The following is a 15,102-nucleotide window of genomic DNA, read 5'->3' on the forward strand; positions in this document are numbered from 1 at the left end:
GGCACCTGATTATGAGGTGCCGACCGATGGCACGACCTCGGGCAGCAATACCTATATTGTTCAGGTGAAGGCATTGGATGCGGCGGGTAACTTCTCGCTACAGACAATCACGGTCACTGTGCTTGACGTGAATGAGGCAACCGCCCCAGTATTTACAAATACCAACGCGACGGGTGCGAACAGTGCACGTGCGTATAGCTTTAATTATGCTGAGAACCGCGCGAGCGGTGCAACGCTTGGCACCGTGTCTGCGACCGGCACGGGCACGCTGACCTATTCAATCACCGCGGGGAACACCCCGAATAACTGGTTTGCGATTGATGCGACCACTGGTGTGATCACGTTGACCCAAGCGGGCAGCACGTCGCTTGCCAATGACTTTGAGACACAGGTGAATGTTCAGACGCTGACGGTTCAGGTGTCTGACGGTACGCGCACGACGACCATTGAGGTTGCGCTTAACGAGACCGACCTTGATGATACGGCACCATTGATTACGGGCCCAAGTGGCAATGCGGGTGACGCGACTGCTGCGATCTCGGTGAACGAGAACCAGACTGCAGTAACTACGCCAACTGCCAATGAGGCAGTCACTTGGAGCCTTGTGGGTGGTGAGGATCAGGCGAAGTTCGCGATTGATCTGACCACGGGTGCACTGACCTTTGTTGCGGCACCTGATTATGAGGTGCCGACCGATGGCACGACCTCGGGCAGCAATACCTATATTGTTCAGGTGAAGGCATTGGATGCGGCGGGTAACTTCTCGTTGCAGACCATTACGGTAACGGTTCTGAACCTCGACGACACTGGTCCTGTGTTCACCAGCACCAATGCGACCGACGGCAGCAACAACCCGTCCTACAGCTTCACATATGACGAGAACCGCGCGAGCGGTGCAACGCTTGGCACCGTGTCGGCTATAGGAACGGGTACGCTGCGCTACAGCATCACGTCAGGCAATAGCAGCGGCTGGTTTGTCATTGACGCGACCAGTGGCGCGATTACGCTGACGCAAGCGGGCAGCACCTCGCAGGCCAATGACTTTGAGACACAGGCGAATGTTCAAACGTTGACCGTTCAGGTATCTGACGGCACGCGTACAACGACCATTGAGGTCAAGCTCAACGAACGTAACGTCGATGATGTGGCATTGACCTCTATCTCGGGTACAGTGACACGCGCCAACCGCTCCACAGGCGGTGGCGCCGGTGTCGGCATTGGCGGACGGACGGTGACGCTGATAGGCAGCAACAACAATGTTCTGGCCACGACGACGACTGCATCCAACGGCAGCTATCGTTTCGATGGTGTCGTGCCAGGCACGTATTCTGTCCAATTCACCAACGGTTTGGCGACATCAGCTACCGGGAGCGTCTCTGGCTCCACCGTAAGCAATATCTCTGTCGCAGCGGGCGCAACTGTGGCCCAAGTAAATGCGGTCCTCATCGATCCTTCTGGTGTGGTTTATGACAGCGTGCGCCGGAGGCCAATCAGCAACGCGCAGGTTTCGCTCTATTTTGGCGGCACGAAGGTCAGCAACAGCTGGCTGGACCTCACAATCGGCGGCGCGAACGATCAGCAGACCGGCGCGGACGGACGCTATAGCTTTATCCTCGCGAGCACCGCGGCCTCGGGTACATACCAAATCCGCGTGGCGGGGCCTGCGGGCTATACCAATACGGAAAGCACGCTCATCCGGAGCAGTGGCACGGTCTCACCGTCTTTAGGTGGCGGCTTAGACAATGTTCAGTCGCAGGCCACTGCCCCGACGGGCACGCAAGCCACAACCTATTATCTGCAGTTTAACTTCACCATTGGCACCGATGCCGCATCTACGTCGAACGGAATTGGTAACAACCACATCCCGCTTGATCCCGCTGCGGCGCCTTTGGCGTTTACCGGAACCAATGCAACGGATGCGGGCAACCGCCCTTCTTACAATTTCAACTATAATGAGGGCCGTTCCCAGGATGCGACACTGGGCACAGTCGCGGCGAGTGGCGGCTATTCCGCTAACCGGACGTTTTCTATAACAGGTGGCAATACCAATGGTTGGTTTGCTGTCGGTGCAGGAAATGGTGCCGTTACACTTACCGCTTCAGGGGCAGCATCTGTAGCCAATGATTTTGAGGCTCTCGCCAATGTCCATGACCTTGTGGTTCAGGTGTCGGATGGCTTCGGCACAGTAAGTGTTGAAGTGAAGCTCAGCGAAGTGAATGTAGACGATTCTGCGCCGCTCATCACGGGACCAACAGGCGGTTCCGGGGCAACGGAATCGGCTATCACAATCGACGAGGGACGGACACAGATCACGACTATGACGGCTAATGAAGTGGTCACTTGGTCGATTGACAGTGGGCCAGATGCAGCAAAGGTCAGAATTGATGCTACGTCCGGTGCAATCGTTTTTGTTGCCGCCCCGGATTTCGAGAACCCGACGGATAGCGACCGAAACAACACCTATGTTGTTCGGATCAAGGCAGTTGATGCCGCTGGTAATATCAGCTTTCAAACATTGACTGTGACGATCACTAACGTTGACGAGATCGCACGCAAGTTGGGTCAAATTGGCGACAAGCTGCGCGGTAGCCTGCGGAATTACGCGGCACATGGCCTCAGCGATATGTTGGCGTTCAACGAGTCGTTGATGGCGGGCAACGACGCTTTTTGTTCAGATCGAAAGGGGCAAAAGGACATTTCAGGATCTGCGCGCGCTAATCAAAACGGCGCAAATCTCGACGTCAAATATGCCCAGAGGCTCTCCGATTGTAGCCGACCACATCAGCTGTTTGCGGATGCGGGCCTTAGCTCATCGCGCATGGACGGAAAGTGGAGCTCGCGTGTTTTTGGTGCCCTACGCTTTGAAACGAAGTTTAATGACGACATCACTCTTGGCCTGGCGGCTCTGGTTTCTCGTTCAAGTGATAAGCTAACGGGCTTTGAGAGCAGCTCGATTTCAGACAAGAGCCTGCAGGTAAATGCCTATGGACGTTACAACGTGAGCGACACCCTGCGCACGGGTGCATTTATCGGCTATGGTAATACATGGTATGACTTTGCTCTGACCGAAACCGATGGGTTTGATCTTGACGGTTCGATGACCGGAAAACGCAAGGTCTATGGCTGGATGCTCAGTGGTGATTTCAACCTCGGCGACACGGTTGTCACAACAGATGCGATTATCTCGCATGCTCGTGAGATGATCGGATCGGCGACTTTGGCTGCGCGCTATCTTGGCGAGGACCGCTCTGGTATCGCATTTGCAGTAGGCGCGGTGGATGTTACGCGGATCAGCGTTCCCGTCACTGCCCCAATTACACTCAGCGGATCAGCTGATTATGGCGCTTGGTCACGTTTGCTGCTGAGCCCTGGTTTGCTCTGCGAAGATCATGACGTGCAAAGTTCCGGCTTGCGCTGTGGTTATCAACTGGGCGCAAAATTGGTCGCCAACGATGGTGATCGGGCGCGGTTCTACGCTGACTATAACTGGGAAAGCGTAGCCGGAATGCGCCGTTCGCTTATTGCCGTAGGATATGCCTATCGCCTGGGTAACAAGAACAATCTGGAGCTTGCTGTTGAAGCAAATCGGGGCCTCAATGCCATGACAAGGCAAGACAACCGCGCGATGCTCTCAATAAGACTGGCGCAATAAGTTAGTAAATCGGGGCTGCTGGTGGCAGTGAATGCCATCGCCACCAGCTGCGCCGGTCGCCGCGTGTACTCCCCAAATCTATCTGTCGTTGCCGTGTTGCACTTCAGCCGGCGCAACGGATGTAGCAATGGCGACAAGGAAGATCGTGGTGGGATAGCTGAAATATAGTGCGCCATCGTAGAGCGAGTAGACAAGCAACCCCACGACAGCGCCGACTCCCGCTGCGCTTTCCCCTTTGGTGTATGGCCAACGCCAGCGCAGCAAAATCGGGATGACGATCAACAATGTCAGTAGCACCGAAACTATGCCGCCGGAGAACATCAGTTGTAGTGGAAAGTTGTGCGGGTGAAAAAAATTGGCGGGTTTGGAAGGGCCTGAATTGAAAAATTGGTTGATGCCCCAGCCGAATATCGGGCGTTCGCTAATCTTCTCTATTGTGCCGGACCAAAGGAGGGTCCGGCCCGAGCTGGCATCGTGGTCGGCGTTCGCTGTGACGTCCGCCATGCCCGTCGCTTCTGCAATGCCATATATGTGATGCGGCAGTGGCAATGTCGCGACCACCGCGGTGGACAGCAGGGCGGACGCCGCAAAGAATTTTGCGATCGATTTGCGATGGCCTGCAGCCAGGCAAAGCGTTGCTGCCACCACGACCAAAGAAGCGAGCAACGGACCGCGAGACCCCGTCCATAACGACAGGCCGAAACTAACGGCTCCGACCGATACCGGCAACACCCACCGCAGCCACATATTCGTGCGGTCGCGAAACACGATCACGCCAACGAGGCCTGCAGTCACCCCTGCAACCGCAAAATGCCCCATATGCCGGACATTATCCACGCCCGGTATACGATACACCCATTCGTCGCCTTGAGGGGAGTAGAGGAAAATATGGGTGACCCACAAAAGCGTCCATATCAAGGTGCCTGCGCCGATGGATAACCATAACGCGTGCGTCAGTCGGTTACCCACCATGCGCAAACTGTGGATGAGCGCCAAAAAAAACAATCCGGCCACCATCAGTTTGGAAATGCCGACACTCGGGAAAAAATGTTCTTTTCCGGGTTGGAACGACACAACGCTCGCGATTACGAACCAAAGTGCCAGGGCAAACTTGGATATAAAGGGCAATTCGCGCACCGCGTGGATCGGAGAAAAGCTCCCCCCCATCGCCAACAGTATAAAAATCAGTTGAATCATCGGGACCGCGAATGCGTTGACGCGGACGACCAATTGCCAGACTTCGGGTGCCCTCGTTATGTCGAGCGGCGCCAGCACCATCCATGCCGGCAAAAGGCCCACGAGGATCGCAGCGACACCCATCCGTGTGCGAAAACTATCATTGTGCATATATTCCCCGAAAGTGACCCACCGACCGTTTGCCGGTTTATGTATCGGCCTTACTTCCCGAATATGGTTAACATTTGGTGCAAGGTTGCCTCCTTGGCGGGGACAGGCCGAGGGTGGAGTGCAGCAGAACCGAGGGCTGCGGTAGACACGGAGCAGGTTTTGGCTTCGGCAGGGCTATCGAAGATTTCGCGATCAAACAGCGGCGTCACGCTAACTTTGAATATGTTCAGAAAACCAAGCTTGCACCGCCCATTGCGTGCAAAAAGTTGGTGACCCCTACGGGAATCGAACCCGTGTTTCAGCCGTGAAAGGGCCGCGTCCTAACCGCTAGACGAAGGGGCCAATCGCTTGGCGAGCCGCGCCTTTACGGGTTCGTTTTGCACTCGTCAAGGCCAAGTTCGCGCAAATTCAGTCTGCAAACGCAATGTCGTCGACATGCAGCTCCGCTTTTGGCGTTGCGCCCCAATCGTCGATCTTCGCGCGGCCCGCAAACCAGTACCGTCGCCCGCGATCTGCGTGCAGCATTGTTTGGCCCAAAACGGTCTCGCCCTGACGGAAAGCCATGGCTTTGAACGACTGCCCGTCGTCGCCCGCCACGATCGCGCGCACATGGTCTTTGCCGACGATATCGCATTTAATGATGCGCAATGGCCCCGTGACGACGCGTGGCCCGGGCCAGCCCATGCCATAGGGGCCAGCGGATTCCATCGCGTCGACAAAAATAGGGTTTAGGCCGCGTGGCGCGACGATGGCGTCGATCAAAAGCGCCTTGGATCCCGATGCGTTGCTAACGTCGGCCGACAGCCGCGCGTCCAACCAATCGGCCAGCGCATCAATTTTGTCATGCGACACGGTCAGTCCCGCCGCCATGGCATGGCCGCCGCCGGCCTCCAGCAATCCCGCTTCGCGCGCAGAAATAATCGCGGCGCCCAAATCGACGCCCGCAATTGATCGGCCCGAGCCTTTGCCGACGCCATGTTCGTCGACGGCAATCACGATCGATGGCTTTCCCGTTTTTTCCTTAATCCGGCCCGCGACGATGCCAATGACGCCGGGGTGCCAGCCTTCGCCTGACAGCAATGCTACCGCGCGGTTGTGTTGCCCCGCCAACATAGCCTCGGCCTGTTCCTGAACCACTGATTCAATCGCGCGCCGCTCTTCGTTGAGCCGATCGAGCTCAAGCGCGATCTCTTGCGCCTCCGCTGCGTCCTCGGTGGTGAGTAGGCGCACGCCAAGGTCCGACTTGCCCACACGGCCGCCGGCATTGATGCGTGGGCCCAAGGCAAAGCCAAGGTCGGAGCAAATAGGTGCACGCGTCAGGCGGCTCGCCTGAATGAGCGCCGACAGGCCTATATTGCGGCGCGCGGCCATCACCTTTAACCCTTGCGCAACAAATGCGCGGTTCAGTCCCCTGAGCTGCGCCACGTCTGCCACAGTGCCCAGCGCGACCAAATCGAGCAGGTCCATGATTTTGGGTTCTGCGCGGGTTGTAAAATGGCCGCGCGTGCGCAGCGTGCGGATGAGCGCCGCGCCTAACAGGAATGCTACGCCAACCGCCGCCAGATGCCCGTGGGCGGCCGCATCGTCGGCTTCGTCCAAACGGTTGGGGTTTACGAGCGCAAAGGCCTGAGGAAGCTCACTGGCGCATTTGTGATGGTCGACGACGATGACCTCAAGTCCGGCCGCCTTGGCTTGCGCAAGCGCGTCATAGGCCATTGCGCCGCAATCGACGGTTACGATCAAGCGGCTTCCGCCTGCGCCAATGCGCACCAGCGCCTCACCAGACGGGCCATAGCCCTCCATCAACCGGTCGGGGATGTAATAACCTGCATCAAGGCCCAGCATACGCAACAGGCGGATAAGCAACGCCGCACTTGTCGCGCCATCGACGTCATAGTCCCCATAGACGGTAATCTGTTCGCCCGCCTCGACCGCTTGCGCCAAGCGCAGCGCCGCATGCTCCATGTCCTGGAATATCGATGGGTCGGGCATGAAGTTGCGAATGGTCGGGTTACGGTGCCGTTCGATATCGTCGCGGTCGACGCCGCGCGCCATCAGTAACTGGGTCACCAGATCGTCAGGTTTGAAATCCGGATCACGGCCATCGGTGCCACCGCCGCGCCAATGCCAGGCTTGCTCAAGAACGGAACTGTTAATATCGAGTACGGGCTTCATACTGCTTCCCTATGGCGCGCCCGCGGTGCTAGCAAGCGTCGATGCGGCAATTGTTGATAATCTGGCACAGTATGACCGGCGGGTCCGAGGCGTTGGCCCGCGCTGCCTATGATGGTGCGCGCCGTGCGCAGGGTGTCGATGTCCGATTGGTCAACGCAGCAGATGCAGGTGCGGCGCAGGTTATGGCGGCGGACGGATATCTGTTCGCGTTCCCCGAAAACCTCGCGGCCATCAGCGGCGGCATGAAAAGCTTTTTTGACCGTTGTTATTACCCATGCCTTGGCGCGCTGAACGGGCGGCCTTATGCGATGATCGTGTGCGCCGGGTCGGACGGACGCAACGCTGTGGCGCAGGCGGAGCGCATAGCGACGGGATGGCGCTTGCGGCAGATTGCGGAGAGCAGGATCGTCTGCACCCATGCTCAAACGTCGGAAGCCATTTTGGCCCCAAAGACCATCAATGAGGCCGATCAACGGGCGGCGGGGGATCTCGGCGAACAAATCGCGACGGGACTGCTGATGGGCATTTACTAATCACCCTTGGCGAATTTTGCCGACCAATGGGTTAGGTGTTCAGCCGAGCTGCGCAGCCTTGCGATGCTCACTCTTGACCCAGCGCACGGTGCCTGATGATGCGCGCATCACGACGGTTTCTGTGGTGACCCGCCCATCGCGTAATGTTTTGACGCCAGCGAGTAACGAACCGTCGGTGACACCCGTCGCTGCAAAGATGCAGTCGCCTTTTGCCAGCTCTTCCAGATCGTAAATCTTGTCGAGATCTTCGATGCCCCATTTGCGCGCGCGCGACCGTTCATCGTCGTTGCGGAACAGCAAGCGGCCTTTGAACTGGCCGCCGACACAGCGCAGGGCCGCAGCTGCAAGTACGCCCTCTGGCGCACCGCCACTGCCCATATAGATGTCGACTGTGGTATCGGGATTGGTCGTTGCGATGACACCCGCAACGTCGCCATCGGGGATCAGCATCACGCCACAACCAAGCGCCCGCAGCTCGGCGATCAGCTTTTCATGACGCGGGCGGTCGAGGACGCAAACGATGAGGTCGCCTGGAGCGACACCCTTTTCCTTGGCAACTGCGTTCACATTTTCAGCAACCGTTTTGTCGAGGTTGACGATGTTGGGCGAGTAACCCGGGCCAACCGCAATCTTGTCCATATAAACATCGGGTGCGTTCAACAGATTGCCCTCTTCGGCAACTGCCAGCACGGCCAGCGCATTGGGCCCGGCCTTCGCCGTGATCGTTGTGCCCTCAAGCGGGTCGAGCGCAATGTCGATGCGTGGGCCAGTGCCGATGGCGGAGCCAACTTTTTCACCAATGAACAGCATGGGCGCTTCGTCGCGTTCGCCTTCGCCGATGACAACCGTGCCATCCATATATAATTCGTTGAGCGCCGCGCGCATCGCTTCGACGGCTGCGGCATCTGCTGCCTTTTCATCGCCACGTCCGATGAGCTTCGCGGCTGCAATCGCCGCGGCTTCCGTCACGCGGACCATTTCCAAGACAAGCACGCGGTCGAGGATTTGGCTTGCTGCAGTCATCGTATTTTCCTAGCTATTTGAACGTCAGGGTGCGCAGTCTGCACCCGAAATGGAATGGCATTTTGGGAGTTAGGTTTCGATAGGGAAGGCCGCGCCAAATGTCGAGATTAGTTGTCGCGGTTTTTGCTGCGCACTTCGTGATGACGCCCGCCGCGGCGTAACCCTCCACAACCGAAGATGGCGTTGCGGCAAGCATTGAACACGCGCCGCCCCAATAAGCTTATGCGCCCAAAATGTGCATGACCATTGGCTCGCCAAGCAGACTGTCGGAATGCTTGAGTGCCTGAAGCGTATCATTGATCGCTTGCTCTGGCCCAGCATGGGTGACCATCGCTACCAAGGCCGTTCCGTCGTCACCAGCTTCGGTCTGGATCAGGCTTTCAATCGAAAGCCCCGCATCGCGCATCGCCGCTGTAATTTCTGCGAGCACGCCGACGCGGTCGGCGACCACCATACGCAAATAGGATTTGCTGACCCGGTGCGCCGATGCTGCACGTGGCAGCTTTTCAAGCTCGGCCGATGGCATCGAGAAGGCGGGCCCTGTTTCCTTGCGCGCAATGTCGACAAGGTCGGCCACAACCGCGGACGCCGTTGGCTTGTCCCCTGCGCCCGCGCCCTGGAATAAAAGCCGTCCGGAGAAGTTGCCTTCAGCCACGACCGCATTGGTCGCGCCGATGACATGCGCCAGCGGATGGCTGAGCGGGACAAGGCATGGTTCAACGCGTTGGAAAATATTGGCAGAGCCATTGTCGCCGTCGATTTCGGCAAGCCCGATCAGGCGGATGCGATAACCCAGCGTCTTTGCTTGGGCGATGTCGGCGGCGAGTATTTTGCGAACACCGCGCGCTTCGACGCCGCCAAAATCAATGACAGAACCAAAGCTGAGCGAGGCCAGAATGGAAAGCTTATGCGCAGCGTCAATGCCGTCAATATCGAACGAAGGATCGGATTCGGCAAAGCCCTTTGCCTGTGCGTCAGACAGCACCTGCGCAAAATCGAGGCCATCACGCTCCATCGTCGACAAGATGAAATTGCATGTCCCGTTCAATATGCCATATACGCGATCGATCCGGTTGGCGGCGGCACCGTCGCGCAAGCCTTGAATCACCGGAATACCGCCAGCGACAGCAGCTTCAAATTTGAGCGCGGCCTGCTTGCTTTCGGCCAGAGCCGCCAGCTCAGCGCCGTGATGGGCGACCATGGCTTTGTTGGCCGTGACCAAAGCACGTCCGTTTGTCAGCGTTTCGCGCGCCAATGTAAGCGCTGGGCCATCAGCCCCGCCGACAAGTTCAACGACGACATCGAGATCGTCTACGGTGGCCAATTCGCCCATGTCGTCGACCCAGCGATAACCGGACAGATCAACACCCCGGTCTTTGGTCCGGTCGCGCGCGGTGATGGCAACAATCTGGATCTCGCGGCCCGCCCGGCGCGCGATCAAGGCGCTATTTTCTTCCAGAAGGCGGATAACGCCGGTTCCTACTGTCCCAAGACCAGCCAGACCCACCTTAAGCGGGGCGATACGAGAGGGGGTGGACATAGCTTCTAATTTCCTGCCGAAAGAATGCGTATTTGCGCCGCGCTTAAGCGGATTTGCGTTTAATTGCCAGCCCCGGCTTGCTGCAAAGTCACGGCCTGACAAATTGCGCAGAGCCTATCGCCCCTGCGAAAACAGCATTGCGATGCGTGCCAACGTCTTTTTGGTGGGAGTAAGCTAGCCCTGTGACCCATCATTCGCTAGGGGCCACTAATTGGTTTCACAGGGAGCGGCAAATGCGTGCAGTCGGCGTTATCGGAGCAGGTCAAATGGGTGCGGGCATCGCACAGGTCAGCGCTGGCGCTGGCTATCATGTCTATTTGTCGGACCTTGATCTGGCGAAGGCCGAAGAAGGCAAGGCCGGTATCGCCAAGGCACTCAGCCGTCTGGTCGCCAAAGAAAAAATGTCGGCGGGCGATGTCGAGACGCTTTTGTCGCACATAGAACCAGTTGCCAGCTATGAACCGATGGCCGACGCCGGGCTGATCATCGAAGCTGCGACCGAGCGGGAAGACATCAAGCGCAAGATTTTTGAATCGGTGGGCGCGGTCCTTGGTGATCGGGCCGTATTGGCCTCCAACACGTCATCCATTCCCATCACGCGGCTGGCGCAAGCATCACCGGACCCACAGCGTTTCATCGGCGTGCATTTCTTTAACCCCGTTCCCGTCATGGGCCTGATTGAAATCATCCGCGGGTTGGCGACGACCGATGCGACTGTTGATGTCGTCCGCCAATATGGCGAAGCATTGGGCAAGCAATTGGTGTTTGCAAATGATGCCCCCGGCTTCATCGTCAATCGCGTGCTGATGCCCATGATAAACGAAGCATGTTTCGCGCTGGGTGAAGGCGTTGCCACTATGCGCGATATCGACACCGCGTGCCAATTGGGTCTTAACCACCCGATGGGGCCACTGACACTGGCGGATTTCATTGGCCTCGACACCTGCCTTGAAATCACAAATGTGCTGTTTCAATCGACAGGCGATCCGAAATTCCGGCCAGCGCCATTGCTGCAAAAATATGTTGAGGCCGGCTGGTTCGGACGCAAAACGAAGCGTGGCTTTTACGATTATTCGGGCGAAGTGCCGCAGCCAACACGCTGATATCTAGGGTCAGGACCCATTAAATGCTTGGCCAAGGTCGGCGATAAGATCATCTGTGTCCTCAAGCCCGATTTGCAGGCGGATCAGTGTGCCGGGCTTGTCCCACGCGACGACTGACCGGTACTTCTCGGGCTGCACGGGCAACGCAAGGCTTTCAAACCCGCCCCAGCTATAGCCAATGCCAAACAGTTGCAGCGCATCGACAAAGGCCGCTGCTGTTGCGGCGTCGCCGGTGTGGATGAATGAAAACAATCCCGATGATCCGGTAAAGTCGCGTTTCCAAATATCGTGCCCGGGGCAATCGGGCAAAGCAGGATGGAAAACGGTGGCGACATTTGCCTGTGTCTGCAGCCATCGCGCAATATGGAGCGCAGACGTCTCATGCGCTTTCATCCGCACCGACAAGGTGCGTAGACCGCGGCTCGCGAGATAGGCATCGTCGGGTGAAACGGTCTGGCCAAGTTGCTGCGCGGTTTGGCGCAATTTCGTCCATAATTTATCGTGCGTGGTGACACTGCCCATCATCACATCGCTGTGGCCGACAATATATTTGGTGCACGACAAGATCGCCATATCGACGCCCTTGTCGAGCGCGGTGTGGAAATAGGATGTTGCCCATGTGTTATCGAGAAGGGTGACGACATTGCGTTTTTTCGCAGCGGCGCAGATTGCAGGAATGTCCTGCATTTCAAATGTCAGGCTGCCGGGTGATTCGAGCAATATGGCGCGCGTGCGATCACAAAATAGCGCGTCATAATCGGTGGTGCGTGGGTCAAAATATCGGGTCTCAACCCCAAAGCGCTTCAGAAACCCGTCGGCCAAAGACCGGCTTGGATCATAGGCGTTGTCGGTCATCAGCAAGATGTCACCTGCCTTCAGCACCGACAGCAGCGCACAAGCAATCGCGGCAACACCCGACGGATACAGCATGGTCCCATGCGCACCAGGCTCCATTGCGGTCAGCGCGTCGGCGAGGGACCATTGCGTCGGCGACCCACGACGGCCGTAGAAAAATCGGCCGTCTTCGTTGCGCGCTTTGCCCGCCTCCAGCTCAGCCACATTTTCATATAAATGTGTGCTGGCGCGCCAAACAGGTACGTTCACGACGGGGCCCGTGAGCGAGGCCTTGCGCCCTGCAGTGACTGTTTTGGTGGCTGGCTTTTGAGGTTTGTGGGAACTCAAGCCGCACCCTGCGCCTTGGGGGTGTCCTTGTCCAAGCCCCATTCGGACCAGCTGCCATCATATAAGGCAACGTCCGATTTTCCGGTGAGGCGTGCGCCGAACAGAACAACAGCTGCGGTCATTCCAGAGCCGCAGGTTGTGATCATGGGTTTGTTCAAATCAACGCCCGCATCGGTAAAGGCTTGGGTCAACGCATCGCCGCGCTTCCACGTGCCGTCTGCGTTAAAAAGATTGCCAAAGGGCAAGTTGCGGCTGCCGGGGATATGGCCGGAAGCCATGTCAGGCCGCGGTTCAGATTCTTCACCGGTAAATCGTCCTGCACCGCGGGCATCCACAACATCGGCTTCCTTGCTGTGCAGATTGGCGAGCATGTCTGCTTTGTTGCGCACGGCCTTTTCGTCTTTCCAGACAGTGAAGTGGCGGTGTCGCAACGTAGGCTTGCCGGTTTCGAGCGCGCGGCCTTCGGCTTTCCATTTTGCAATGCCGCCATCGAGGATCGCGACATCATGCGCGCCAAACAAGGTCAGCATCCACCAGGCACGCGTTGCCGATTTGAACGGGCTGTCGTCGTAGACCACGATACGGCTGCCATCGCCCAGGCCCAGTGATTGCATGCGGCTGGCAAATTTTTCCGGCGGCGGCAATGTATTGGGCAGGCTGCTGTTTGCGTCGGCGAGTTCTTGCAAGTCCATGAAAACAGCGCCGGGAATATGGCCACCTTCATATTCGGCCTGCGCATTGCGGCCAGCATCGGGCATGAACCAGGTGGCATCGACCACGCGCAAATCAGACGCGCCGATTTCATTCGCCAACCATTCGGTACTTACTAACAATTCCATGTTTTGTCCTTGCCCGCTATTTTTGATTCTTGTGCGGTGCAAGATAAGCCGCTTTTCCAAACTAGCCAAGCGTTTCGAGAAATTGCTGTGCCTGACGACGAAGCGCGACTTTATCGGCCTGCGCCATCCGGTCCCAGTTTTTATACGGCATCGCCATGCGCGGGTTCTTGCGCAGCCTATCTTCGTTGCGCGCAATAAATTCCCAATAAAGCGCATTGAACGGACATGCCTTGGGCCCGGTTTTTTGTTTCACATCATAACGGCAGCTGGAGCAATAATCCGACATGCGGTTTATATAGGCGCCACTGGCTGCATAAGGTTTTGACGCCAGCATGCCGCCGTCTGCAAACTGGCTCATGCCCAGGCTGTTCGGCAATTCGACCCATTCATACGCGTCGGCATAAACGGCGAGATACCATATATGCACTTCGGCGGGGTTGATGCCCGCCAGCAGGGCGAAATTGCCTGTAATCATCAGCCGTTGGATATGGTGGGCGTAGGAATATGCGATTGTCTGATCGACGGTTTGCGACAGGCAATGCATGTCGGTTTTGCCGGTCCAATAAAATTCCGGTAGCGGCCGTTCGGCGGCAAGGGCATTGCTTTCCACATATTGCGGACCGGCATGCCAATAAATACCGCGCACATATTCGCGCCAACCAATGACCTGACGAATGAAGCCCTCAGCCGCGTTTATGGGCACTTTTCCGGCCTGATATCGCTCTTCGACGGCGCGGCACAATTCCAGCGGATCAAGCAACCCGGTATTGATGTAGGGTGACAAAATCGAATGCCATAAAAATGGCTCGCCGGTGAGCATTGCGTCCTGATAATCCCCAAAGGACGGCAAAGCATGTTTCAGAAAATGTGCTTGCTGTTTCAGCGCGTCGGCACGTGTGACCGCAAAACCGAATTTCGCGGTCTGGCCCATATTGATCGCGAATTTTGCTTCGACCATTTCAATCACGTCCTGCGTGATATCGTCCGGCGCGAAATGCAGTGGCTGCGGCATCGCGAGATCGCGCTTGGCCGGTTTCCGGTTTTCCGCGTCAAAATTCCACTGCCCGCCGACGGGTGCATCGCCATCCATCAGCAATTTCGATTTACGCCGCATGTCGCGATAGAAATATTCCATGCGAAGTTGCTTGCGGTCCTTGGCCCAGCTTTCGAATTCGGCATGGTCACACAAGAAACGGTCGTCGGCGCGTACCTCTACGGGCACATCAAAGCGGTCGGCCCAGCTATCCAGCATGGCCTTCACCCGCCACTCGCCGGCTTCGGTGACACAAATGGCGGATGCGCTATGCCGTTCCATCGCGCGGGCGAGTTCGCCGGTAAAACTGCCGCTGTTTTCCGGCTCTGCCAGCTTCACATAGTCGACGGTCCATCCGGCTGAACGCAGATCTTCGGCATGGTGACGCATTGCCGATAATATGAACGCCATTTTGGATTTGTGGTGCGGCACATAGGTCGTCTCTTCATCGAGTTCGGCCATCAAAATGACGCACGTTTTTTTGTCCTGCCCCGCCAATGACGAAAGCGCATGGCTCAGTTGGTCGCCGAGTACAGGAATAAGGGTCGTCATGATCGGATCGTTAGCGAGGCCATGTCCGGGGCACGATACAGGTTTTCAGGAAACCAGCGCGCTTTGCCCAAGCCCAATGCGTTTTTGCGTGCACGCGACGTGCATATCTCGCGCAATCGCGAT

At 57.3% G+C, this 15,102-nt stretch carries 10 protein-coding genes and 1 tRNA gene; 3 read left to right on the forward strand and 8 right to left on the reverse strand.

From position 1 onward, the window contains the following. Nucleotides 1-3,652, forward strand: a 3,652-nt coding sequence (locus GGR91_RS00025; RefSeq protein WP_281370173.1) for a beta strand repeat-containing protein, incomplete at its 5' end; no start/stop codon positions are given. 78 nt (nt 3,653-3,730) lie between these two features. Here the strand turns inward: GGR91_RS00025 and GGR91_RS00030 are convergent. The 3 genes from GGR91_RS00030 to recJ all read right to left on the reverse strand — a co-directional run bounded on the left by GGR91_RS00030 (nt 3,731) and on the right by recJ (nt 7,174). Continuing rightward, nucleotides 3,731-4,999 (reverse strand): O-antigen ligase family protein, encoded by a 1,269-nt coding sequence (locus GGR91_RS00030; RefSeq protein WP_183938870.1) that lies wholly within the window; start codon nt 4,997-4,999, stop codon nt 3,731-3,733. A gap of 267 nt (nt 5,000-5,266) precedes the next feature. After that, a tRNA-Glu gene (locus tag GGR91_RS00035) sits at nt 5,267-5,341 on the reverse strand. A gap of 66 nt (nt 5,342-5,407) precedes the next feature. Continuing rightward, nucleotides 5,408-7,174 (reverse strand): single-stranded-DNA-specific exonuclease RecJ, encoded by a 1,767-nt coding sequence (recJ, locus tag GGR91_RS00040; protein ID WP_183938872.1) that lies wholly within the window; start codon nt 7,172-7,174, stop codon nt 5,408-5,410. Nucleotides 7,175-7,245: 71 nt separating this feature from the next. On the opposite strand from recJ, the gene GGR91_RS00045 reads away from it, so the two are divergent. Further along, nucleotides 7,246-7,707 (forward strand): flavodoxin family protein, encoded by a 462-nt coding sequence (locus GGR91_RS00045; protein WP_246336979.1) that lies wholly within the window; start codon nt 7,246-7,248, stop codon nt 7,705-7,707. A gap of 39 nt (nt 7,708-7,746) precedes the next feature. Here the strand turns inward: GGR91_RS00045 and glpX are convergent, their stop codons facing one another. Both glpX and GGR91_RS00055 read right to left on the reverse strand, forming a co-directional pair. After that, the gene (glpX, locus tag GGR91_RS00050) at nt 7,747-8,730 is read right to left on the reverse strand and encodes a class II fructose-bisphosphatase (protein WP_183938876.1); all 984 of its coding nucleotides are present in this window, start codon (nt 8,728-8,730) and stop codon (nt 7,747-7,749) included. Nucleotides 8,731-8,950: 220 nt separating this feature from the next. After that, nucleotides 8,951-10,270, reverse strand: a complete 1,320-nt coding sequence (locus GGR91_RS00055) for a homoserine dehydrogenase (RefSeq protein ID WP_183938878.1) — start codon at nt 10,268-10,270, stop codon at nt 8,951-8,953. A gap of 233 nt (nt 10,271-10,503) precedes the next feature. Here GGR91_RS00055 and GGR91_RS00060 point away from each other — a divergent pair, with 233 nt between their 5' ends. Beyond that, nucleotides 10,504-11,373: a 3-hydroxyacyl-CoA dehydrogenase NAD-binding domain-containing protein gene (locus GGR91_RS00060; RefSeq protein WP_183938880.1), complete on the forward strand. Its 870-nt coding sequence runs from the start codon at nt 10,504-10,506 to the stop codon at nt 11,371-11,373. Between the two features lie 9 nt (nt 11,374-11,382). On the opposite strand, the gene metC is transcribed toward GGR91_RS00060, so the two are convergent. The 3 genes from metC to GGR91_RS00075 all read right to left on the reverse strand — a co-directional run bounded on the left by metC (nt 11,383) and on the right by GGR91_RS00075 (nt 14,979). Beyond that, nucleotides 11,383-12,597 carry a cystathionine beta-lyase gene (gene metC / locus GGR91_RS00065; RefSeq protein ID WP_183938882.1) on the reverse strand — a complete coding sequence of 405 codons (1,215 nt, stop codon included), beginning with the start codon at nt 12,595-12,597 and terminating at the stop codon, nt 11,383-11,385. Then, on the reverse strand, nt 12,552-13,394 hold the full coding sequence (gene sseA / locus GGR91_RS00070; RefSeq protein WP_183938884.1) for a 3-mercaptopyruvate sulfurtransferase: 843 nt from the start codon (nt 13,392-13,394) through the stop codon (nt 12,552-12,554). Before sseA ends, metC begins: the two co-directional genes overlap by 46 nt. A 61-nt stretch (nt 13,395-13,455) precedes the next feature. After that, nucleotides 13,456-14,979 (reverse strand): cryptochrome/photolyase family protein, encoded by a 1,524-nt coding sequence (locus GGR91_RS00075; protein ID WP_183938886.1) that lies wholly within the window; start codon nt 14,977-14,979, stop codon nt 13,456-13,458. Nucleotides 14,980-15,102: the final 123 nt, after the last annotated feature.

The sequence above is a fragment of the Sphingorhabdus rigui genome (assembly GCF_014196595.1).
GTDB lineage: Bacteria > Pseudomonadota > Alphaproteobacteria > Sphingomonadales > Sphingomonadaceae > Sphingorhabdus_B > Sphingorhabdus_B rigui.

What these genes read in the sequence shown, in the direction of transcription:
- recJ (WP_183938872.1), bottom strand. Translation starts at nt 7,174, where the DNA reads ATGAAGCCCGTACTCGATATTAACAGTTCCGTTCTTGAGCAAGCCTGG.
- metC (WP_183938882.1), bottom strand. Translation starts at nt 12,597, where the DNA reads ATGGGGCTTGGACAAGGACACCCCCAAGGCGCAGGGTGCGGCTTGAGT.
- glpX (WP_183938876.1), bottom strand. Translation starts at nt 8,730, where the DNA reads ATGACTGCAGCAAGCCAAATCCTCGACCGCGTGCTTGTCTTGGAAATG.
- sseA (WP_183938884.1), bottom strand. Translation starts at nt 13,394, where the DNA reads ATGGAATTGTTAGTAAGTACCGAATGGTTGGCGAATGAAATCGGCGCG.
- GGR91_RS00030 (WP_183938870.1), bottom strand. Translation starts at nt 4,999, where the DNA reads ATGCACAATGATAGTTTTCGCACACGGATGGGTGTCGCTGCGATCCTC.
- GGR91_RS00060 (WP_183938880.1), top strand. Translation starts at nt 10,504, where the DNA reads ATGCGTGCAGTCGGCGTTATCGGAGCAGGTCAAATGGGTGCGGGCATC.
- GGR91_RS00055 (WP_183938878.1), bottom strand. Translation starts at nt 10,270, where the DNA reads ATGTCCACCCCCTCTCGTATCGCCCCGCTTAAGGTGGGTCTGGCTGGT.
- GGR91_RS00045 (WP_246336979.1), top strand. Translation starts at nt 7,246, where the DNA reads ATGACCGGCGGGTCCGAGGCGTTGGCCCGCGCTGCCTATGATGGTGCG.
- GGR91_RS00075 (WP_183938886.1), bottom strand. Translation starts at nt 14,979, where the DNA reads ATGACGACCCTTATTCCTGTACTCGGCGACCAACTGAGCCATGCGCTT.